The organism is Phaeobacter sp. A36a-5a (assembly GCF_037911135.1).
GTDB classification, from domain to species: Bacteria; Pseudomonadota; Alphaproteobacteria; order Rhodobacterales; family Rhodobacteraceae; genus Phaeobacter; species Phaeobacter bryozoorum.
The window spans coordinates 1,423,200-1,445,424 of record NZ_JBBLYU010000001.1 but is presented as its reverse complement, the minus strand read 5'-3'; the positions used below and the strand labels follow the sequence as shown (position 1 = coordinate 1,445,424).

The 22,225-nt window shown below is 60.7% G+C and carries 19 protein-coding genes; 12 read left to right on the top strand and 7 right to left on the bottom strand.

What is annotated here, in order from left to right; all coding sequences use genetic code 11:
* Window positions 1-236 precede the first annotated feature (236 nt).
* Window positions 237-1,781 carry a helicase HerA-like domain-containing protein gene (locus WLQ66_RS06805; RefSeq protein WP_340545590.1) on the top strand — a complete coding sequence of 515 codons (1,545 nt, stop codon included), beginning with the start codon at window positions 237-239 and terminating at the stop codon, window positions 1,779-1,781.
* A 111-nt stretch (window positions 1,782-1,892) separates the two neighbouring features.
* Here the strand turns inward: WLQ66_RS06805 and WLQ66_RS06800 are convergent, their stop codons facing one another.
* From WLQ66_RS06800 to WLQ66_RS06780, 5 genes are all read right to left on the bottom strand, one after another.
* Complete coding sequence (locus tag WLQ66_RS06800) at window positions 1,893-3,215, bottom strand: branched-chain amino acid ABC transporter permease (protein WP_340545589.1); 1,323 nt, start codon at window positions 3,213-3,215, stop codon at window positions 1,893-1,895.
* Window positions 3,212-4,222 carry a branched-chain amino acid ABC transporter permease gene (locus WLQ66_RS06795; protein WP_340545588.1) on the bottom strand — a complete coding sequence of 337 codons (1,011 nt, stop codon included), beginning with the start codon at window positions 4,220-4,222 and terminating at the stop codon, window positions 3,212-3,214. Before WLQ66_RS06795 ends, WLQ66_RS06800 begins: the two co-directional genes overlap by 4 nt.
* A 3-nt stretch (window positions 4,223-4,225) precedes the next feature.
* Window positions 4,226-5,056, bottom strand: a complete 831-nt coding sequence (locus WLQ66_RS06790; RefSeq protein WP_340545587.1) for an ABC transporter ATP-binding protein — start codon at window positions 5,054-5,056, stop codon at window positions 4,226-4,228.
* Entirely contained in the window at window positions 5,053-5,841 is a 789-nt protein-coding gene (locus WLQ66_RS06785; RefSeq protein WP_340545586.1) for an ABC transporter ATP-binding protein, read from the bottom strand. Before WLQ66_RS06785 ends, WLQ66_RS06790 begins: the two co-directional genes overlap by 4 nt.
* 99 nt (window positions 5,842-5,940) lie before the next feature.
* Window positions 5,941-7,134, bottom strand: coding sequence for an ABC transporter substrate-binding protein (locus WLQ66_RS06780; protein WP_340545585.1), 1,194 nt, complete (start codon window positions 7,132-7,134; stop codon window positions 5,941-5,943).
* Window positions 7,135-7,620: 486 nt separating this feature from the next.
* Between WLQ66_RS06780 and WLQ66_RS06775 the strand changes: the two genes are divergently transcribed.
* Entirely contained in the window at window positions 7,621-8,727 is a 1,107-nt protein-coding gene (locus WLQ66_RS06775; protein ID WP_340545584.1) for a PQQ-dependent sugar dehydrogenase, read from the top strand.
* Between the two features lie 82 nt (window positions 8,728-8,809).
* Here the strand turns inward: WLQ66_RS06775 and WLQ66_RS06770 are convergent, their stop codons facing one another.
* Window positions 8,810-9,814 (bottom strand): GlxA family transcriptional regulator, encoded by a 1,005-nt coding sequence (locus tag WLQ66_RS06770; RefSeq protein WP_340545583.1) that lies wholly within the window; start codon window positions 9,812-9,814, stop codon window positions 8,810-8,812.
* 181 nt (window positions 9,815-9,995) lie between these two features.
* Here WLQ66_RS06770 and WLQ66_RS06765 point away from each other — a divergent pair, with 181 nt between their 5' ends.
* Window positions 9,996-11,366, top strand: a complete 1,371-nt coding sequence (locus tag WLQ66_RS06765) for a class II 3-deoxy-7-phosphoheptulonate synthase (protein ID WP_340545582.1) — start codon at window positions 9,996-9,998, stop codon at window positions 11,364-11,366.
* Between the two features lie 304 nt (window positions 11,367-11,670).
* Here the strand turns inward: WLQ66_RS06765 and WLQ66_RS06760 are convergent, their stop codons facing one another.
* Complete coding sequence (locus WLQ66_RS06760) at window positions 11,671-12,504, bottom strand: PAS domain-containing protein (protein WP_340546320.1); 834 nt, start codon at window positions 12,502-12,504, stop codon at window positions 11,671-11,673.
* Between the two features lie 245 nt (window positions 12,505-12,749).
* Here WLQ66_RS06760 and WLQ66_RS06755 point away from each other — a divergent pair, with 245 nt between their 5' ends.
* The 9 genes from WLQ66_RS06755 to pstB all read left to right on the top strand — a co-directional run bounded on the left by WLQ66_RS06755 (window position 12,750) and on the right by pstB (window position 22,220).
* On the top strand, window positions 12,750-13,646 hold the full coding sequence (locus tag WLQ66_RS06755) for a YicC/YloC family endoribonuclease (protein ID WP_340545581.1): 897 nt from the start codon (window positions 12,750-12,752) through the stop codon (window positions 13,644-13,646).
* A gap of 46 nt (window positions 13,647-13,692) precedes the next feature.
* Complete coding sequence (gmk, locus tag WLQ66_RS06750; RefSeq protein WP_340545580.1) at window positions 13,693-14,334, top strand: guanylate kinase; 642 nt, start codon at window positions 13,693-13,695, stop codon at window positions 14,332-14,334.
* The gene (locus WLQ66_RS06745; RefSeq protein WP_340545579.1) at window positions 14,331-14,852 is read left to right on the top strand and encodes a gamma carbonic anhydrase family protein; all 522 of its coding nucleotides are present in this window, start codon (window positions 14,331-14,333) and stop codon (window positions 14,850-14,852) included. Before gmk ends, WLQ66_RS06745 begins: the two co-directional genes overlap by 4 nt.
* 27 nt (window positions 14,853-14,879) lie before the next feature.
* On the top strand, window positions 14,880-16,037 hold the full coding sequence (locus WLQ66_RS06740; RefSeq protein ID WP_340545578.1) for a trans-sulfuration enzyme family protein: 1,158 nt from the start codon (window positions 14,880-14,882) through the stop codon (window positions 16,035-16,037).
* A 49-nt stretch (window positions 16,038-16,086) separates the two neighbouring features.
* A complete protein-coding gene (locus WLQ66_RS06735; protein WP_340545577.1) occupies window positions 16,087-17,127 on the top strand; it encodes a sensor histidine kinase in 1,041 nt (346 codons plus the stop codon).
* A 223-nt stretch (window positions 17,128-17,350) separates the two neighbouring features.
* Window positions 17,351-18,406, top strand: a complete 1,056-nt coding sequence (locus tag WLQ66_RS06730; RefSeq protein ID WP_340545576.1) for a substrate-binding domain-containing protein — start codon at window positions 17,351-17,353, stop codon at window positions 18,404-18,406.
* A gap of 144 nt (window positions 18,407-18,550) precedes the next feature.
* On the top strand, window positions 18,551-20,029 hold the full coding sequence (gene pstC / locus WLQ66_RS06725; RefSeq protein WP_340545575.1) for a phosphate ABC transporter permease subunit PstC: 1,479 nt from the start codon (window positions 18,551-18,553) through the stop codon (window positions 20,027-20,029).
* On the top strand, window positions 20,029-21,408 hold the full coding sequence (gene pstA, locus WLQ66_RS06720) for a phosphate ABC transporter permease PstA (RefSeq protein WP_340545574.1): 1,380 nt from the start codon (window positions 20,029-20,031) through the stop codon (window positions 21,406-21,408). Before pstC ends, pstA begins: the two co-directional genes overlap by 1 nt.
* Window positions 21,409-21,422: 14 nt before the next feature.
* Window positions 21,423-22,220: a phosphate ABC transporter ATP-binding protein PstB gene (gene pstB, locus WLQ66_RS06715; RefSeq protein WP_061049311.1), complete on the top strand. Its 798-nt coding sequence runs from the start codon at window positions 21,423-21,425 to the stop codon at window positions 22,218-22,220.
* The last annotated feature ends 5 nt before the right edge of the window (window positions 22,221-22,225 follow it).

The window sequence follows — 22,225 nt, the reverse complement described above, 5'->3', positions numbered from 1 at the left end:
CAATATGCACAAAACACCTGCCCGCAAGGCGCAGCTGATCGCCACGGGCCGGCCGCGAGCGCAAAAAAAAGGCCGTGCCCGAAGCACGGCCCAGTCTGACAGGGAGGAAATGTCCGCCGACACAACCGCATGATGGTCGACGGGCAATTATCACTCTCGCATTCAAAGGTTAATTTTGTATTTTCATTTGAGACCGATCGCATTTTTCGCGGGATCACAACAGTCAGGGGCAGATCATGCAGGACAAACTCTTTATCGGCGGCGGTGGCGAAGCCTATGCCGATCCACAGGCGCTGGCGCTGAAATATGCCAATCGTCACGGGTTGATCGCCGGAGCAACCGGCACGGGCAAGACGGTCACGCTACAGATCCTCGCCGAGAGTTTCTCCAATGCCGGCGTGCCGGTAATCCTGTCGGATGTGAAGGGCGATCTGTCCGGCCTGGCGAAATCCGGCAGCGCCGACCATAAGCTACATGATGCCTTTACCAGCCGGGCGACCAAAATCGGCTTTGACGACTACCGCTACCATTCCTGCCCGGTCACCTTCTGGGACCTCTACGGTGAGCAGGGGCATCCGGTCAGGACGACCGTGGCCGAGATGGGGCCATTGCTGCTGGCGCGGCTGTTGGAACTGAGCGAGGCACAGGAGGGCATCCTGAACATCGCCTTCCGTCTCGCGGATGAGGAAGGTCTGGCGCTGCTGGACCTGAAGGATCTACAGGCGCTGCTGGTCTGGGTGGGTGAAAACCGCGCGCAGCTATCGCTGCGCTACGGCAATGTCTCCACAGCCTCAATCGGGGCAATCCAGCGGCGGCTGCTGGTGCTGGAGAACCAGGGCGGGGCGCAGCTCTTTGGTGAGCCGGCCCTGGCGCTGAGCGACCTGATGCGCGGCACCGCTGACGGGCGTGGCATGGTCAATATCCTCGCCGCTGACAAACTGATGGCGGCGCCGGGACTATACGCAACATTCCTGCTCTGGCTGCTGAGCGAGCTGTTCGAGGAGCTGCCAGAGGTTGGCGATCCTGAAAAGCCCCGGCTGGTCTTTTTCTTCGACGAGGCGCATCTGCTGTTTGATGATGCCCCCAAGGCGCTCATCGACAAGGTGGAACAGGTGGCGCGTCTGATCCGTTCCAAAGGGGTCGGGATCTATTTTATCACCCAGAACCCGGCTGACGTGCCGGAAGACATCCTTGGCCAGCTTGGCAACCGCATCCAGCACGCACTGCGAGCGTTCACCGCGCGCGACCAGAAAAACCTGCGCATGGCGGCCGAAACCTACCGTGAGAATCCACGGTTCTCAACCGAGGAGGCGATCCGCGAGGTCGGCGTCGGTGAGGCGGTTACCTCGATGTTGCAGAAAAAAGGTGTCCCCGGCGTTGTTGAGCGCACGCTGATCCGCCCGCCCAGTTCTCAACTCGGCCCGATCACCGCTGAGGACCGCAGGGCAATCTTGCAGAGCTCGGACATGGCCGGGAAATATGACCAGACCACCGACCGGCGGTCCGCCTATGAAATCCTGGCGGAACGCGCCGCGAAAGCCGCCGCCGAGGCTGAGGCCGCAGAAGATTACGCCGAGGCGGCACCCGAACCGATGGCACGCGAATATAACGCCGGGCGGCGCTATTCTGGCAGCCGGGTCAGCCGGTCCTCCGCGCGGCGGGTAAAACCACGCGACAGTTTTGCCTCAGCCATGTCGGAGGCGGTCATCAAGGAATTGAAAGGCACCACCGGTCGACGGCTTGTGCGCGGCATCCTCGGCGGTCTGTTCAAGGGGCGGTGAGCAGGCCTGACCTGCCAGAGCAAAACAAAACGCCGCCCGGGGAGCATATCCACGGGCGGCGTTTCGCGTTTCCATAGGTTCGACTGTCAGACCGGTCGCGGATCTGCGACCTCAGCGCTCGGGGATCAGGCCACGAGGGCTGAAACGCAGCACCAGCAGCAGGATCAGCCCCATGGTCAGCAGACGCATATGCGACGCGCTTTCCAGCAGATGAACCTTCAGCGCATTGGTGTCGGCCATGCCTGCGGTCAGGGTCTCGATCAGCAGGATGCCCATCGGCTCAACCTTGATCCACAGGAACCAGATCAGCAGACCTCCCAGCACCGCGCCAAAGTTATTGCCTGAGCCACCGACAATTACCATCACCCAGATCAGGAAGGTGAAGCGCAAGGGATTATACGTGCCCGGCGTCAGCTGGCTGTCGAGCGTGGTCATCATAGCCCCGGCAATGCCACAGATCGCAGAGCCAAGGATGAAGATTTGCAGATGGCGGCGGGTCACATCCTTGCCCATCGCCTCGGCTGCCACCTCATTGTCGCGAATGGCGCGCATCATCCGGCCCCAGGGGCTCTTCAATGCCATCTGCGCCATCCACAGCAGCACCAGCAGCACGACGGTGAACAGCAGCGAGTAGCCCAGCTTGACATAGAGCGTGGAGGCCAGAACCGGGTCCAGACCATACTCCGCCGCCTTGGCGACAAACTCCGCATCATTCTGCAGATCGACCTCATAGGGCAGGGGCCGGGGCAGGCCGACGACATTTTTCACGCCGCGCGACAGCCAGTCCTCGTTCTTCAGCACCGAGATGATGATCTCGGCAATGCCAAGCGTCGCAATCGCCAGATAATCAGACCGCAGACCGAGGGCCGTCTTGCCGATCAGCCAGGCAACGCCGGCCGCCAGCAGACCGCCCGCAGGCCAGGCCAGAAGCACCGGCAGACCCAGCCCGCCTAGGTTGCCCTCCAGCGCCGGGTTGATCGCCTCGACCCCGGCAACCGCCGGATCGAAGATTGCGCGATACACCACAAAGCCGACGATCAGCACCGCCAGCAGCACCGCAACGCGCAGCTTACCGGCAGGGACCATCCGCATGGTTGCAACGGCCGCGACCAGCGTCATCGCCCCCATGGCCAGGGCCATGATGATCCCGACACCGCCCTGGCTCCACGCGCCCGGTGTTGGCGCGGTAGAGACCAGCACAACGGCCAGACCACCAAGCGCCACAAAGCCCATGATGCCGACATTGAACAAACCGGCAAAGCCCCACTGAAGATTGACGCCAATCGCCATGATCGCAGACACCAACCCCATGTTGAGGATCACCAGAGCCGAGTTCCAGGATCCGGAGAAAAACAGAAAGCTTGTGCTTCCCTCAAGCAGGATCAGAATGCCAACAAACAGAAACAGCAGGGAGGTTTTGACTGTCTCGCTCATACCACTTTTCCTTTGAAAAGGCCCGTGGGCTTGAACAGAAGCACGACCACAAGGATCGCAAAGGACACGGCGAATTTGTAATCCGTGCTCAGAAGCTGGACGAGGCCATCAGGCTCGAACGACTCCGGAACGACGTAGGTCAGCACTTTCTTCCAGGCATAGGTGATGGTCACCTCGGAGAACGCGATGATGAACCCACCAGCGATGGCCCCGACCGGGCTGCCCAGACCACCAACGATAGCGGCGGCAAAGATCGGCAGCAGCAGCTGGAAATAGGTGAAGGGTTTGAAAGATTTGTCCAAACCATAAAGCACGCCGGCAATGGTCGCGAGGGTCGCAACGATCAGCCAAGTATACATCACCACCCGCTCCGGGTTGATGCCCGAGAGCAGCGCCAGATCTTCGTTGTCGGAATAGGCGCGCATGGATTTACCGGTGCGGGTCTTGTTCAGGAACCAGAACAGCAGCGCCACAACCACCACTGCGGTGACCACAGTGATGCCTTGCGTGGTCTTGATCGCCAGCCCCTCACTCAGGCCGGTCATCGCCTTGAAATCCCGCGCGGAAATCAGAAAGCGTTCGCCGTCAGCAAACCGCTGATCGCCCGGCCCGATGACAAATCGCACAAGGCCATTCATCATGAACATGACGCCCAGCGACACCATGACAAAAATCACCGGCTTGGCTTTCTGTGTCCGGTAGAACCGATAAACGGTGCGATCGGTGACCAGCATCAGAAGCATACAGCTCACGATGCCAAGCGGCAGCGCCAGCAGCGCAGTTGGCAGCGGGCCAAAGCTGATGCCCATCGACTGCAACCACCAGGTCACGATGATGGTCACCATTGTGCCAAAGGCCATAGTGTCGCCATGGGCAAAATTCGAAAACCGCAGCACCGAATAAATCAGCGTCACACCCAGCGCACCAAGCGCCAGTTGACTGCCGTAAGCGATTGCCGGAACCCCGACAAAATTTGTAAGCGCCACAAGGGCGTTGAGGAAGTCCATCTCTTAGCCCCCAAGGAAAGATTTGCGCACTTCGGGATCGGCGAGCAGCTCTTGGCCGGTGCCGGTGTAGGCATTGCGGCCCTGTACCAGAACGTAACCTTTGTCCGCGATCTCAAGCGCTTGTTTGGCGTTTTGTTCGACCATCAGGATCGGCAGGCCGGTGCGGGCCACCTCGATGATACGGTCGAACAGCTCGTCCATGACGATGGGCGACACACCTGCTGTCGGCTCGTCCAGCATCAGAACCTTCGGCTTGGTCATCAGCGCGCGGCCAACGGCCACCTGCTGGCGCTGACCCCCGGAGAGTTCGCCCGCCGGCTGGTTGCGTTTTTCACGCAGGATCGGAAACAGCTCATAGACCTGCTCCATGGTATCGCGGAAATCATCGGTGCGGATGAAGGCACCCATTTCCAGGTTTTCCTCAACCGTCATCGAGGTGAAGATATTGCTGGTCTGGGGCACAAACCCCATGCCCTTGATCACCCGGTCTTGGGGGGTCAGCAGGGTGATATCCTCGCCGTCCAGACGCACGGCACCTGCGCGGACATCGAGCATCCCGAACACAGCTTTCATCGCGGTGGATTTCCCGGCACCATTGGGGCCAACGATAACGGCGATCTCGCCCTTATCGACGGCAATGGTGCAGTCGTGCAGGATATCCGGCCCTTTGCCGTAGCCGCCGGTCATCGTGTCACCGATCAGAAAGGGACCACCGTCCACCTTGCGTGTGGGGCCGCTTTTGCTGTGGGCAGGCTGCATCGTTCCAACACCATGCGGATTGGTGATCGAGGCATCACGATTGCCGTGATCGTTCTGGTAGGGATTGTCGCTCATGCTCCAGCCTCCAGTTTATCTTTGTTTTTCAGGCCGGTGCCGAGATAGGCTTCGATCACCTGCTCGTTGGCCTTGATCTGATCCAGCGTGCCTTCAGCCAGTTTCTTGCCCTCGGCCATGCAGATAACCGGGTCGCAGAGGCGCCCGATGAACTCCATGTCGTGCTCGATCACGACGAAGGTATAGCCGCGCTCCTCGTTGAGGCGCTTGATGGCATCGGCAATGGTATAGAGCAGGGTCCGGTTCACACCTGCGCCCACCTCATCGAGGAAGACGATCTTGGCGTCCACCATCATGGTGCGGCCCAGCTCAAGCAGTTTCTTCTGCCCGCCCGAGACCTGACCGGCCTTCAGATCAGCGATATGGCTGATGGTCAGGAATTCCAGAACCTCATCTGCCTTGGCCCGCAGCGCGCGTTCCTCATCCGCAATGCGCTTGCGGCCGAACCAGGTGTTCCACAGCGTCTCACCCGACTGCGCACTTGGCACCATCATCAGGTTCTCGCGGCAGGTCATCGACGCAAATTCATGCGCGATCTGGAACGTCCGCAGCAGCCCCTTGTGGAACAGCTCATGCGGCGGCAGGCCGGTGATGTCCTCACCGTCCATGGTGACCCGGCCGGAGGTCGGTTCAAGCACGCCTGCAATCACGTTGAAAAGAGTGGTTTTTCCGGCGCCGTTTGGCCCGATCAAACCGGTTATGGAGCCCTTAGCGATTTCCAGCGACGCGCCATCAACCGCATGGAACCCGCCGAAGTGCTTGTGCAAGTCCTCGACGACGATCATGTCATTTCATCCCCCACCGTCTTTTTGACGGCTTTTGAATTTGGAACAGCCCGGGCAAAACCCGGGCTGATCAACTTGGTTCGATCCGATTTTACGGGATCAGCGGAATTTCACGGTGGCGTTGGCGCCGTCCTTGACTTCGATCTCGCGGTAGGAGCCTGCGCTCTCACCGGGGCCGATCAGTTCTACGCCAGTCGCACCCTCATAGTCGATGTCGCCGCCATTTGCGAGGATTTCCAGGGCCTTGCCCAGCTCGCCGGGGTTGATCTTCTCACCGGGCGCATTGGCTACTTCAAGGATCTTGGAGCCATAGTCGGCCGGATCCTTGGAGTTTGCGGCCTGCATTGCCAGCATGAACAGCGCGGCAGCGTCATAGCTCTCCGGGGAATAGGCGGAGGTGCCGTCGAAACCGGCGGCTTTGGCCAGCTCAGCATAGATCGCCGCACCTTCGCTATCGGAACCGGCAATCTGGCCAAAGGAGCCATCAAGATCCGGGCCGATGTTCTTGGGCAGGGTGTCACCGATCATGCCACCGGGCAGACCGAAGGTGTCATAGGCACCGGAGTCGAGCGAGGCTTGAATGATGCCCAGGCCGCCCTGATCCAGGTAGCCGGCAACAACCAGAATATCGCCGCCAGCGGACGCCAGTGCGGCGACTTCTGCGGAATAGTCGCCCTTGCCGTCTTCATGCGCGGTCACGATGGTGACTTCGCCGCCGACTTCCTCAAAGGAGGTTTTGATCGCGTCGGCCAGACCTTTGCCGTAGTCGTTGTTGGTATAGGTCAGGGCGATGGAGTTGACGCCGCGCTCTTTCAGCACTTCGGCCATCACCTGGCCTTCGCGGGCATCGGAGGGCGAGGTGCGGAAGAACAGGTCGTTGTCTTCCATGGTCGACAGGCCGGGCGAGGTGGCAGACGGCGAGATCATCACCATGCCGTTCGGGATCGCGACGTTCTGCAGGATCGCGCCGGTCACGCCGGAGCAGTCACCGCCGATGATGCCGTTGACACCGTCAGCAATCAGCTTCTCGCCGTTTGCAGTCGCCAGACCATTGTCGATACAGCCGGTGTCTGCGCGCACCGGAATGACAGTCGCCGCATCAAGCAGCTTGCCGGATTTGGTCACTTCCTCCATCGCCAGCTCAGCGCCGGAACCCATGGCCGGGGCGAGGGATTCGATCGGCCCGGTAAAGCCGAGAAGCACACCCAGCTTCACTTCCTTGGCGTGGCCACCCGCAAACGCAGTGCCAGCAGTCAGGGCAGCGGCGGCTGTCGCCATCATCATTTTTTTCATTTTTGTGAACTCCCATTTGTTGGAACATATTTGTTCAAATCGGACCCTAGGCAAGCGTGGTAAAAAAGGGAAGTCCTCTAGCGCCAACATGTCGCAGGTTTTTTCGCCCCGGTTACGGAGAATGGAATGTTCCCAATGGGGTAGATGACCCAACGGCCGCTCGCCCCTTGGGCATCGGGGATCAGCTCACCGCAGCGCTCGTCGCAAGTCCCCAGATCCGCGTCGCATTTCATGCCGGGCGGCGCAAAAGCTGGCCAAATAGAAAATTCGCGCTAAATTCGGTCGAATAGCATGAATATGAGCCATTGGACCGCTCCCCCCAGGGTCTGATCACGGAATTGCGCAGGAGGCGTCATGCATATGGGGAGGTCTGTTATTAGAGTGCTCCAAGTCAACCCATCGTGTCAGGCGATGCGACCCCGGCGACGGCAATCGTCGGCTTGTCAGCCGGAAAGATCGACCAGCCAGACGCGACAGATCCGGCCGATGCTGGCATCCCTGGCACAGCGCTTTATCGCATTAACCCTGCTGGCCACCGTTGGCACCGCGGTCTCGGCACAGACGCTGAGCAGCGATCAGAGAGTGTTGAAGATAGAGCGGATGGCCCACGGGCTGGATATCCCATGGGCTTTTGATTTCCTGCCTGATGGCTCGGTGCTGATCACTGAAAAAGACGGTGACCTGTTGCACCTGGCGGCCGGCCGTCTGACCCGCGTCAAAGGCACTTCGAAAGTGCTAGATCAGGGGCAGGGCGGGCTGCTGGACGTATTGATTCCGCGCAATTTTGACAGAACCCGGCGGATATATCTCTCTTATTCGAAACGGCTTGGAAGAGGCTCTGCCACAGCGGTGGCCACCGGGCAGCTCGCCCGGCGCAACACCCAGCTTGAGGGGCTGCGGGACATCTTCGTCGCCGCGCCACCCGCCGACAGTGGGCGCCATTTCGGATCGCGGCTGGCAGAAGGGCCTGACGGAACTCTCTATGTCACTCTGGGTGATCGCGGCGACCGGCCATCTGCCCAATCCCTCACCTCACATCAGGGCAGCATTCTGCGTTTGAATCCCGACGGATCCGTCCCGCGCGACAACCCCTTTACCAAACAGAAAGGGGCGCAGCCGGAAATCTGGTCCTACGGGCATCGCAACCCCCAGGGACTGACCTTTGCCGCCGATGGCCAGCTCTGGTCTGTTGAACATGGCGCCCGTGGCGGGGATGAGGTCAATCTGATCGAGAAAGGCGCAAATTACGGCTGGCCGGTCATCGCCTACGGCCGGCATTATTCAGGGCTGAAAATCGGCGAAGGGACCACAAAGCCGGGCCTGAAGCAGCCGGCCCACTATTGGGACCCCTCGATGGCGCCCTCAAACCTGCTGGTGTATTCCGGCAGCATGTGGCCGGACTGGCGCGGTGATATCTTTGTCGGCTCGCTCAAGTTCGGCTATATCGCGCGGCTCTCCGGGCAACCACTGGCGGAGGTTGAGCAGATCAGGGGCGATGAGACAGGACGGATCCGGGACCTGCGCGAGGCCCCGGATGGTAGCATCTGGTTCCTGTCCGAGACCAATGGTGCGCTCTACCGCCTGTCGCGCTGAACCGGCGCGAACCGTGCCCCGGGCCGATCCATTGTTGATCCTGTGTCGATCCGGCATAGGCCTGATCCGGTAGGGGCGCGGGTCACAACGTCGGCGGGGCCGATTTGCTGCCGCGTTCGCGATAAGGCGTCGTGTCGTAATGCGCCCGGTAGCATTTGGAGAAATGCGAAGGTGATGCAAACCCGCAGGCAAGCGCCACATTGATCACACTCATATCGGTCTGCATCAACAGGTTGCGCGCCTTCTGCAACCGCAGTTCCATATAATAGCGTTTGGGAGATCGGTTGAGATAGCGACGGAACAGCCGCTCCAGCTGGCGGGTCGACATGCCGACATTCTGCGCCAGAATGGAGGGGCTGATCGGCTCCTCGATATTGGCTTCCATCATCTGGATCACCATCGACAATTTGGGGTGGCGCACCCCGATCCGGGTCGGGATCGACAGGCGCTGCGTGTCCTGATCGGTCCGAATCGATGAATAGATGAGCTGATCGGCCACCGAATTGGCGATATCCTCGCCGTGATCATTGGCAATCAGCTTCAGCATCAGGTCGATGGAGGAGGTACCGCCGGCTGTCGACATCCGGTTGCCGTCGATGACAAAGACCGATTTGGTCAGCTCGACCTCGTCAAACTCCTCGTTGAAACTGTCGGCATTCTCCCAGTGAATCGTGGCACGTCTGCCATCCAGCAGGCCCGCGCGCGCCAGCGCATATGACGCCGTGCACAGCCCACCAACCTTCAACCCCTTGCGCGCTTCGCGACGCAGCCAGGACAGCAGTTTTTTTGTGGTGGCTTCCTGCACCGAAATACCGGAGCACAACAGAATTGTGTCATCGCGCTGGAGTTCGATCAGGTCATCATCCACCTGAAAGGATGTTCCGGCCGAACAGCTGACCGTGCCGCCGCCTTCGGCCAAGAGCATCCAGGTGTAGACTTCGCGGCCAATCATCCGGTTGGCAATTCGCAGACATTCCAGCGCCGAGGCAAAAGACAGCATCGTAAAACGGTCAAGCAAAACAAAGGCATAACGCCGGGATTGGGGCCCTTTGGTCGGGCTTGGTGTTGGCTTGCTCTGCGTCTGCATGGCCAGCGTCCTCATTCAATATTTCTGTTCTTCGCAAGGGCGGATTTTGCGAAATTCGGGCACCGTGTTCATAGCTTCGCGGTGTCGTCAAGACTTTGCAAATCTAAACTGGTCAGCCGGAGTGTGATTTCGTATAGATGGCGTTCGTTAACTTTGAGACCTCTTATGCGGAGACACAGCTATGAGTGAGTGGCAAAAATCGACCTGGCGCCAAAAACCGCGGGTGCAAATGCCAGAATATACCAACGCCGACGCGCTTTCGGCTGTTGAGGCTCAGCTGTCAAAATATCCGCCGCTGGTATTTGCCGGTGAGGCGCGGCGGCTGAAACAACACCTCGGCGCGGCCGGCCGGGGCGAGGCATTCCTGCTTCAGGGCGGCGACTGCGCCGAAAGCTTCGACCAGTTCAGCGCCGATGCGATCCGCGATACCTTCAAGGTGATGTTGCAGATGGCGATGGTGCTAACCTACGGTGCCAAGGTGCCGGTGATCAAGGTCGGCCGCATGGCGGGCCAGTTCGCCAAACCCCGCAGCGCACCGACAGAGACCGTGAATGGCGTCGAGCTGCCCAGCTACCGCGGTGACATCATCAACGATCTGGCCTTCACCGAGGCCTCCCGCGTGCCAGACCCGCAGCGGATGCTGCAGGCCTATACTCAGGCCGCCGCGACGCTGAACCTGATCCGGGCGTTCTCAACCGGCGGTTATGCCGATGTGAACCAGGTCCACGCCTGGACGCTGGGCTTTACCGAGGGCGAGAAGGCCGAAAGCTATCGTGAAATGGCGAATCGCATCACCGATACGCTCGACTTCATGAAGGCGGCCGGCATCAACAATGATACCGCGCACACCTTGCAGTCGGTTGAATTCTACACCAGCCACGAAGGTTTGCTGCTGGAGTATGAAGAGGCGTTGACCCGTCTGGATTCGACCTCCGGCAAATGGCTGGCTGGCTCCGGCCACATGCTGTGGATCGGCGACCGGACCCGTCAACCGGATGGCGCACACGTGGAATTCTGCAGCGGCGTGCTGAACCCGATTGGTCTGAAATGTGGTCCAACCACAACGGCCGAGGATCTGAAGGTTCTGATGGCCAAGCTGAACCCGGAGAATGAGGAAGGTCGTCTGACCCTGATCGCACGCTTTGGCGCAGGCAAAGCCGGCGAACACCTGCCACGCCTGATCAAGGCGGTTCAGGAAGAGGGCGCCAAGGTGACCTGGGTCTGCGACCCTATGCACGGCAACACCATCAAATCTTCCACCGGCTACAAGACCCGCCCGTTTGAGAGCGTCCTGCGCGAGGTTCGCGACTTCTTTGCGATCCACACCGCAGAGGGCACCATCCCGGGCGGCGTGCATTTCGAGATGACCGGTCAGGACGTCACCGAATGCACCGGCGGCGTGCGCGCCGTCACCGATGAGGATCTCAGCGACCGTTATCACACGGCCTGCGACCCGCGCCTGAACGCCAGTCAGTCGCTCGAACTGGCCTTCCTCGTTGCGGAAGAAGTCTCGCAGCTGCGCGCCCGCACTGCGGAGCGTCAAGCCGGCTGATCACCCACAGATCCACCCTGATCATCAGGATGGCACCTAGCAATGGGCCCTCACCCCATCCGGGTGAGGGTCTTTTTATTCAAAGGGTTGGGAGAAGTTGCTGATGCACCTTAGCCAGAGTTTCGGCAGCGATCCGCAAGACGCCACCAGCCCCGTGGGCGCAGCACCTTGGACATGGCGACAGGGTCGTTTGCGCATCTGACAAAAGGGAAACGCCCCGGACTTTCTGTCGCGGGGCGTCTGCTTTCTAGCTATGTCCAGTAGCGCGAAAGTATCTCGGGAATATGCTGTGCCGTCTCAGGCCTCAGTCTTTGCTGACCACCAGTCGGAGGTGGCTGCCGCGCTTCTTGGCGGGCTGTTTTTCGGCCTTTGGCGCCACGTCCTTCGCGCTCGACATCTGGCGGCTGCGCTCAATCAGCGAACGCGCTTCGGTCATCACGCTCGGCTCTGGCTCAAACCGCGCCTGCGTCTCGGCAAACCCCGGATTGGGTGTGTTGACGTCCTGCGGTTTACGCTGGGGTGCGACCGGATCAGCGGCTCGTGGCTTGGCCTTAAAGGGGGTGTCGCCCTTATGGCTGACCTGACGGATCTTTGTTTCGGTGATGGAGAACCGCTGTGACGTACCGGTCGGGTTGCCTTCGGAGATGAAAACACCCAGCGCACGGCTGATGTCGCCCAGATCGCTGCGCAGCGGCAGCAGCAGCATACGCGCCTCACGTGCGCCGCGCAGACGGTTGTTTTCGGTCTGAAGCGTCAGTTCGATGATGGCGGGCGTGTCGAACATGGTTTCCATTGCCGCGCTCATCTGTTTGCGCGCCTCCGGTGTGAAGAAAGCGGTGATCGGCATGCCGCGCACTTCCATGCCAGCCATTTCATTCACCCGCTGTCCGGCAAGACGGAACCGGGCGATACCGGGCGCGATCCGTTCCAGAATAAAGGTCTGGGGCAGGATGTTCTCCAGCCCGCGCGGGTCAATCTGCGACCGGCTGGGAATGTCATCACCCCGGCGCAGGGCGGTCCAATAGGCCTCCGCCTGACGCATGGGAGACAGCGATCCCGCAGCACGGAACCGGTCCATTGCCACAACCTTAGTTTGACCATCGGTCTGATCGTTATCTTTGCGGCCGCCAAAAAACATCGCTGTCATCCTCGCTGGATCCGGCTGGGTCATGCGCCAAGCTAAAGTTGGTTGCCTAACGATTAATGCCGAATTGGTTATCCTGAAGTTAACATGCCACAATCTTATTCAATTTTGGACTACTTCTTTAATCAATGGTTAACACTTTAGGATAGGACCGCGCGCTTATGGACTTGTCGGCTGCCCGTTTGTAAACCTTTGACCACGCAAAACTGCGCCTTGGGCGCCTCGGAGGGCAGCAGGACATGACCATCCATTCAATGACGAGCTTTGCAGCGGGACAGGGCAGCATCGGCGCCCATAGCTGGTCGTGCGAATTGCGCTCGGTCAACGCCAAGGGGCTGGATCTGCGGCTGCGCATTCCGGACTGGCTGGAGGGGCTTGAGACCAACCTGCGTGGCCAATTGAGCAAGGCGCTGTCGCGCGGCAACGTCTCCATGACCCTGCGCATCAGCCGCAGCGAAGCCGCCGCAAGCGCGCTTGAGATCAACCAGCCGGCGCTGGCATCGCTATTGCAGGCGATTGCCGAGGTGGAGCGTCAGGCCGATGCTGCCGGCATTGTGCTGGCACAGACCACGGCGGCCGATCTTCTGGCGCAGCGCGGCGTGTTGGAGCAGGCCAGCAGTGCCGATGATCCCGCCCCGATCGTGGCGGCACTGAGCGCAGATTTCGCCGCAATCCTGTCCGACTTTGTTAACATGCGCGCCAGCGAGGGCGCCGCGCTGAAGACCGTGCTGATGGACCAACTGGACCAGATCAGCACGCTGCGCGATGAGGCCGCACGCCGCGCCGAGGCGCGCAAGGATGAGGTTGCCGCAAACCTGCGGACCAATCTTGCGCGGGTTCTGGACAACAGCGACGGCGTCGATGAAACCCGTCTGGCGCAGGAACTGGCGCTTCTGGCGGTAAAATCCGACGTCACCGAAGAATTGGATCGGCTCACCGCCCATGTTGCGGCAGCGCGTGACCTTCTGGCCAAGGGCGGGGCGGTCGGGCGCAAACTGGATTTCCTGATGCAGGAATTCAACCGCGAGGCCAACACACTCTGCGCGAAGGCGCAGAACAGCGATCTGACGGCGGTCGGGCTTGAGCTGAAGGCGGTGATCGACCAGATGCGCGAGCAGGTCCAGAACATCGAATAACGACACAGAATAACAACAACGTCATAAGACATAAGGAGAGCACGCCATGGCAGATCGGCGCGGCCTGTTGATCATCCTTTCTTCGCCCTCGGGGGCCGGGAAATCCACATTGGCAAAACGACTGCGGTCCTGGGATCCCAGCATCGAATTCTCCGTCTCCGCCACCACGCGCAACCCGCGCCCGGGCGAGGTGGATGGGCAGGACTATCATTTTATCACCACCGATGCCTTCAAAACTGCGGTGAGCGAAGGCGACATGCTGGAACACGCTCATGTGTTCGGCAATTTCTACGGCTCGCCCAAGGGGCCGGTAAAGGCGGCGATTGATAGCGGGCGCGACGTGCTTTTTGATATCGACTGGCAGGGCGCCCAGCAGATCCGCAACTCGGATCTGGGCCAGCACACGCTGTCGATCTTCCTGCTGCCCCCCTCGATCTTGGAGTTGCGCCGTCGTCTGGAAAGCCGGGCGCAGGACGATGCCGCTACGATCACCCGCCGGATGGAGAAAAGCTGGGACGAGATCAGCCACTGGGGCAGCTATGACCACGTGCTGATCAACGATGACCTCGACGCGACCGAGGCACAGCTGAAGACAATTATCACCGCCACCCGCCTGCGCCGGATCCAGCAGCCCCATCTGATGGACCACGTGCGCGGCCTGCAAAGCGAATTTGAGGAGCTGTCATGACCATCTATGCCCTGGGCGACAAGACCCCGAACATCCACGCCGACACCTGGGTCGCGCCCGACGCCAACCTGATTGGCCTTGTGGTGCTGGAGGAGGGGGCCTCGGTCTGGTTTGGCACCACCATCCGGGCCGATCACGAAGAGATCCGTATCGGTCGCGGCTCCAACGTGCAGGAAAACTGCGTCATGCACATTGACGCAGGCTACCCGCTGACCATTGGTGAAAACTGCACCATCGGCCACAAGGTGATGCTGCATGGCTGCACCATTGGCGACAACTCCCTGATCGGAATGGGTGCGACCATTCTGAACGGTGCCAGGATCGGCAAGAACTGCCTGATCGGTGCGGGCGCCCTGATTACAGAGAATAAAGAAATCCCAGATAACTCTCTGGTCATGGGCGCACCCGGCAAGATTGTCCGGGATGTTGACGAGGCTCTGGTGCAGTCGCTGCGCCAGAGCGCTGAGCACTACCAGGAAAACATGCGTCGTTTTCGCGACGAACTGACAGAGGTCTGACACGTGAGAAATTCCAAAGGGTCGCTGATGCGGCCAGATCCCTTGCCCTTCAGCGCGAGCCATCCGGTTGTGACACCGCTCAGCCCGTCGGTGGTCTATGCCAGCGAAACGCCGGATGCGCTTGATGACCAGTACGAAGGGCGGGTGCACGGCTATACCTACTCCCGCGAAGGCCATCCCAATGCCGATGTGGTCGCCAAGCGGCTGGATGCGATGGAAGGTATGCCCGGCGGTGTCGTGACCGGCTCCGGCATGGCGGCGGTTTCGGCCGTTCTGCTGGGCCTGCTGAAAACCGGCGATCACGTGATTGGCGGCAATCAGCTCTACGGGCGGTCGATGCGCCTGATGGCCGAGGATCTGCCGCGTCTGGGCATTGAAACCACTTTGGCCAATCCCGGTGATGTGGCCGCAGTGGAGGCCGCGATCCGCCCCGAAACCAAGATGATCCTGGTCGAGGCGGTGTCAAACCCGACGCTTGCCGTCGCCGATATCGACGGGCTGGCCCAGCTCTGCAAGGATCGCGATATTCTCTTGGTGGTGGACAATACCTTTACCACGCCGCGGGGCTTTCGTCCCTTTGACCACGGCGCCGATATCGTCATCCATTCAATCACCAAGCTGCTGGCCGGCCATTCCGATGTGATGCTCGGTTATGTCGTGGCCAAGGATCCTGAGATCAACACCCGTCTCAGCGTCTATGTGGTGACCACCGGCATGACGCCCAGCCCGTTCGACTGCTGGCTCGCCGAACGCGGTATGCTCTCGTTCGAGCTGCGGTTTGAACGCGCGCAGGCCACGGCGGTGACGCTGGCGGACCATCTGGCGGGGCTGCCGGGGGTGAAGCGGGTGATCTACCCGACCCGCAAGGATCATCCCGATCACGAGCGCGCAATGGCGCTGTTGGAGGGCAGGGGCTGCAATATGGTCAGCTTCGAGCTTGAGGGCGGGCGCGCTGCCGCCAATGCCTTTACCCGGGCGGCAGATGGGCTGAACTTTGCCCCGACCCTTGGCGATGTGGGCACAACGCTGTCGCATCCGGCCTCTTCCTCGCACCGCGCCCTCAGCGCGGAGGATCGCGCCAAACTGGGGCTGAGCGAAGGGTTCTTCCGCGTCTCGGTCGGGCTTGAGGATCCGGCAACGCTCTGCGCTGTCTTCACCGAAGCGGTCGCGGCTGCCATGTCATAGTTACAATTGATTTGTAACACGGCCGGCACAGCTAAAACGCGAGGGGCACATGACTGACGATCTGATTAACGGTTTCATGGAGGCCATCCCCTTGCCAGCTGTGCTGGTCGATCAAAGCGAAAGGTTCATCGCCGCAAATGCGGCGGCGACCACGCTGCTGGGCGCCAATCTGGTCGGGCGCCATTTCGCCACCATCCTGCGCCAGCCCAATGTGGCCACGGCGATCGAAAGCTGCCTTTACGACCGCAGCGCCAAAACCGCGCGTCACCTGTCCAATGATGGCGCACAGGACACCACGTTTGAGGTGGCCCTGCGCTATGTGCCGGGCATCGGCGCCGTGAATGGCGGCGCGGCGCTGATCAGCCTCACGGATATCACCGAGCGCGAGCAGGCGAGCCAGATGCGGCGTGATTTTGTCGCCAATGTCAGCCATGAACTGCGTACGCCGCTCACTGCGCTTATGGGGTTTATCGAAACGCTGCGCGGTCCTGCACGCGATGATGCTGCGGCACGGGATCGGTTTTTGCAGATCATGCAGGATGAAGCCAATCGGATGAACCGGCTGGTTGGTGATCTTCTGTCGCTGAACCGGGTCGAAAGCGAGGAGCGGGTGCGCCCGCGCGAACAACTGGATCTCGGCGCTCATCTGGCCTCGACCCTGAAATCGCTGGAGCCGGTTGCAGAGGCCGCCGAGGTGCAGCTGACGCTCGACATACCGGAGACGCCAACCGCCGTTACCGGCGATCCAGACCAGTTGCAGCAGGTCTTCACCAATCTGGTTGAGAACGCGATCAAATATGGCGGCGATCACGTCACGCTGCGGTTGCGGACCCGTGATCGTGATCCAGCGGTCCGCGCCGCTGCTGTCAGGGTCGAGGTAATTGACAATGGCAGCGGGATCGACCCCGTGCATCTGCCGCGCCTGACCGAACGGTTCTACAGGGTGGATACCCACCGATCCCGAGAGCAGGGCGGCACCGGTCTGGGGCTTGCGATTGTCAAACATATCGTCAACCGCCATCGCGGCCGCCTGCGGGTTGAAAGCAGCGCCGCCACTGGCACCGTCTTTACCGTCATCCTACCGCGCTGAACCGGCCACCGGGGCACCGATGTGGCCTAAGCCGCGCCAACAGCCGCCAGCGATTAACAAAAGCCGGGGCACCCGGAGCGTTTTGTCACAAAAATCCGCCAGAAATCCGGGTTTGTCATACAGCTGTTACATAGCTGTCACAAAAGGCTCACGCGCCGCCCTTAGGTGAGGGCGCAAGATCATCACGGGATGATCCTGAAAATTGACACCCAAGGAGACACAGATGTCCTTTGTGAAACTCACCGCATCCGCCCTGGCCATTTCGGCTGTTTCTGCCACTGCTGCGGCAGCGCGCGATCAGGTTCAGGTTGCCGGTTCTTCGACCGTTCTGCCCTATGCCTCCATCGTGGCCGAAGCCTTCGGCGAGAACTTCGACTTCCCGACACCGGTTGTCGAATCCGGTGGGTCCTCGGCTGGCCTCAAGCGGTTCTGCGAAGGTGTTGGTGAAAACACCATCGACGTGGCCAACGCATCGCGCCGCATCAAGGACAAGGAAATCAAGGCCTGCGCCGAAAACGGCGTGACCGACATCATCGAAGTTCAGATCGGCTATGACGGCATCGTGTTTGCCAATGACATCAAGGGCAACGCCTTTGAATACACGCCGACCGACTGGTTCCTGGCGCTCTCCGACGAAATCCTGGTTGATGGCAAAATGGTCGCCAACCCGAACAAGACCTGGGCCGACGTCAACAGCGCCTTCCCGGCACAAAACATCCAGGCCTTCATCCCCGGCACCAAGCACGGCACCCGTGAAGTCTTCGAAGACAAGGTGATCCTGGCGGGCTGTGAAGCCACCGGCGCATTCGAACACCTGCTGGCCCACGCCGAAGGCGACAGCGACAAGGCCAAGAAGAAAGCCGCCGAGAAAGCCTGCATCTCTCTGCGCACCGATGGCGTGTCGGTGGACATCGACGGCGACTACACCGAGACCCTGGCGCGGATTGAATCCAACAAGGACGGTATCGGCGTCTTTGGTCTGGCCTTCTACGAGAACAACACCGACAAGCTGCAGGTTGCCACCATGTCCGGCGTGGTTCCCACCACCGAGAGCATTGCCGAAGGGGAATACCCGGTATCGCGTCCGCTGTTCTTCTACGTGAAGAAAGCCCATATCGGCGTGATCCCCGGCCTGAAGGAATATGCTGAATTCTTCGTCGCCGATGAAGTGGCCGGTCCCGATGGCCCGCTGGCGGAATACGGTCTGGTTGCCGACCCCGAGCTGAGCAAGACACAAGCCGTGGTTTCCGAAGAAGAGGTCATGGGCGGCAATTCCTGATCGCTCGGCCAGAATGAGACAACGGGCCGGGGCATCTAGGGTTGCTCCGGCCCATTTCACGACCACCAAATGAAATACCCCTGCATGTCGGCGCGTCCGGCGCCGCAGGAGCGGAGTTTCCGCCCCACTCAAACGGAGTAGCTGATGCCGACAGTCTGGCTCGTTATTGCCCTGATCGCCCTTTCGGGGCTGGGCTTTGTGCTTGGGCGCAAGCGTGCGCTTGCTTCGGCCGGGGGCGACGCCAAGGCGTTGCATTCCCTGCCGGCCTACTATGGTCACAACGTGGCCTTCAGCGCGCTGGTGCCTGCCCTTGCCGTGTTGGCGATCTGGACATTGGCCCAGCCCATGGTGATCGAAAATCGCGTCTCGGCGATGATCCCCGCCGAGATGGTGCCGGAGAACTCCACTCTGGGTCTGGTGATGAGCGACGTGCGCCGTCTTGCCGATGGGCTGGATCAGGCGGTGGCGCAGGGGCTGCTCTCGCCGGATGAGGCGCGCAGCCTCGACAGCGGTGAAACGGATATTCGTGCCCGCCTCGGCGACATCGGCGTCGCCCTCGGGTCTGAAGTCCGCCCGGAGGTTCTGAGCGCGGCCCAGAGCTATCGCAGCCAGTCAAACAAAGGCCAGATCATCATGTCGGTGATCGTCGGTCTTCTGGCGATTGTCGGCTTTGCCTGGGCCTATGGCCGCACGCATAAGGATTTCCGCGCCCGCAATGTGGTGGAACAGGGGATCATGGCACTGCTGGTTCTGGCGGCCAGCCTCGCGATCCTGACCACGGTTGGTATCGTTTTCTCGATGCTGTTTGAGAGCATCAACTTCTTTGGCCTTCACGCCTGGTCAGATTTCTTCTTTGGCACCACATGGGCGCCGAATTTCCGCGGCGACAGCGATCTGTCGATCCTGCCGCTGCTGTGGGGTACGCTTTATATCTCTGCAATCGCCCTTGCTGTCGCGGTGCCTGTGGGCCTGTTTGCCGCCATCTACCTCTCAGAATACGCCGGCAGCACCACGCGCGCATTTGCCAAACCGCTGCTGGAAATCCTCGCAGGTATTCCGACCATCGTTTACGGCCTGTTTGCGCTGCTGACGGTTGGTCCGCTGCTGGTCAAGGTCTTTGGCCAGGGTGAGGATGGTCTGCTGGGCGTCGAATGGATGAGTGGTGCGACCTCGGTGCTGACCGCCGGACTGGTGATGGGCATCATGCTGATCCCCTTTGTTTCCTCGCTCTCTGACGACATTATCAACGCAGTGCCGCAGGCGATGCGTGATGGCTCGCTCGGGCTTGGCGCCACCAAATCGGAAACCATCCGCCAGGTGGTCCTGCCGGCGGCGCTGCCGGGCATCGTCGGCGCGGTGCTGCTGGCGGCCTCACGCGCCATTGGCGAGACGATGATCGTCGTGATGGGGGCAGGGGCGATTGCCAAGTTTTCGCTCAACCCGCTGGAATCAATGACCACGATCACCACCCGTATTGTCAGCCAGCTGACGGGTGATACGGATTTTGCCAGCCCCGAAACGCTGGTTGCCTTTGCCTTGGGGCTCACGCTGTTCGTGCTGACCCTCGGCCTGAATGTCCTGGCGCTCTATATCGTGCGCAAATACCGGGAGCAGTACGACTAATGACCGATATCAGCCAAAACACTCCGGGAAACACTCCTGGGCCAAACGCTGGTGCCGAACGGCGCCATGCAGGCTCGCTGTTGCAGCAATCGGATCGCACCCGCAAGCGCAACGCCGCCGAGCGCCGCTTTCGCAGCTATGGCATGGCCGCAATCGCGGTTGGCCTGCTGATGCTCGCTGTGCTGGTGTTCACCATCGTCAGCCGGGGCACCGGTGCCTTTCAACAGACTTTCATCACGCTTGAGGTGGAGCTGCTGGAAAGCAAGCTCGACAAATCCGGCACCCGTGATCTGGAGGCCATCAAGAAGGTGACCACCTTTGGCTACGCGCCGCTGATCAAGAACGCGATGGAAACCAAGGTGGCCGAGCTTGGCATCCAAACCGGCCTCAAGCCCAAGGAACTGGCGGGCCTCTTGTCCAAGGACGCCGCCGCGCAGCTGCGCAGCTTTGTGCTGGCCAACTCCGACCAGATTGGCGAAACGGTTGTGTTCCGCTTCCTCGCCTCCAGCCGTGTCGACGGCTACCTCAAGGGCCGGGTCAGCCGTGACAGCATCGCCAATGACAAGAGCATTTCCTCCGAACAGCTGGATCTGGTCGATGCCTTGGTTGCGGCGGGGATCGTGGCCAAGACCTTCAACCTGGATTTCATCACCGGTGCGGATGCGTCTGACGCGCGCCCCGAAGCCGCGGGCATGGGGGTTGCGATGATGGGGTCGCTGTTCATGATGCTGGTGGTGCTCGCGCTGGCGCTGCCGATTGGCGTCGCGGCGTCGATCTATCTAGAAGAATTTGCACCGAAGAACTGGCTCACCGACGTGATCGAGGTGAATATCTCCAACCTCGCGGCGGTGCCGTCCATCGTGTTAGGTATCCTCGGCCTTGCGGTGTTCATCAACTACATGCACCTGCCGATGTCGGCACCGCTGGTCGGCGGTCTGGTGCTGACGCTGATGACCCTGCCAACGGTGATCATCTCAACCCGCGCCGCATTGAAGGCTGTTCCGCCGTCGATCCGCGACGCGGCGCTGGGAGTGGGGGCCTCGCGGATGCAGGCGGTGTTCCACCATGTGCTGCCGCTGGCGGCACCGGGGATCCTCACCGGCACCATCATCGGGCTGGCGCAGGCCCTTGGCGAGACCGCACCGCTGCTGCTGATCGGCATGGTGGGCTTCATCGCCTCCAACGCGCCGGAAACCATTGCCGACGGCCTGCTGGCGCCAAATTCCGCCATGCCCGCGCAGATCTACGAATGGGCAAAACGTGCCGATCCGGCATTTTACGAACGCGCCTGGGGCGGTATCATCATCCTGTTGATCTTCCTCGTGACCATGAACACAGTGGCCGTGATCCTGCGCCGCCGCTTTGAACGCCGCTGGTAAGAGGGGCAGCCGAAATGAACCAGATGACTGCATTGGACAAAGACGTGCACACAGAAAAAACCAAGATCGCCGCCAAGAATGTGAATGTCTATTACGGCGAGGCCCACGCGATCAAGGACGTGAACGTCGAGATCGAAGACAACACCGTCACCGCCTTTATCGGTCCGTCGGGCTGCGGCAAATCCACGTTCCTGCGCTGCCTGAACCGGATGAACGACACCATCGACATCTGCCGCGTGACCGGTGATATCTCGATCGACGGAGAGGATATCTACGACAATCGCGTCGACCCTGTGCAGCTGCGCGCCAAGGTTGGCATGGTGTTCCAGAAGCCGAACCCGTTCCCCAAGTCGATCTACGACAATGTTGCCTATGGCCCGCGCATTCACGGCCTGGCCGCCAATAAGGCCGAGCTGGACGAGATCGTCGAGAAATCCCTGCGCCGTGGCGCCATCTGGGATGAGGTGAAGGATCGCCTGGACGCGCCCGGCACCGGTCTGTCCGGTGGCCAGCAGCAGCGCCTGTGCATTGCGCGCGCCGTCGCGACGGAGCCGGAAGTGCTCTTGATGGATGAGCCATGCTCGGCGCTGGACCCGATTGCAACCGCCCAGATCGAAGAGCTGATCGACGAGCTGCGCAACAGCTATTCGGTGGTGATCGTCACCCACTCGATGCAGCAGGCCGCGCGCGTCAGCCAGAAAACCGCCTTCTTCCACCTCGGCAACCTGGTGGAGTTTGGCGCGACCGGCCAGATCTTTACCAATCCCGAAGATCCCCGCACCGAAAGCTATATCACCGGCCGCATCGGCTGATCGTG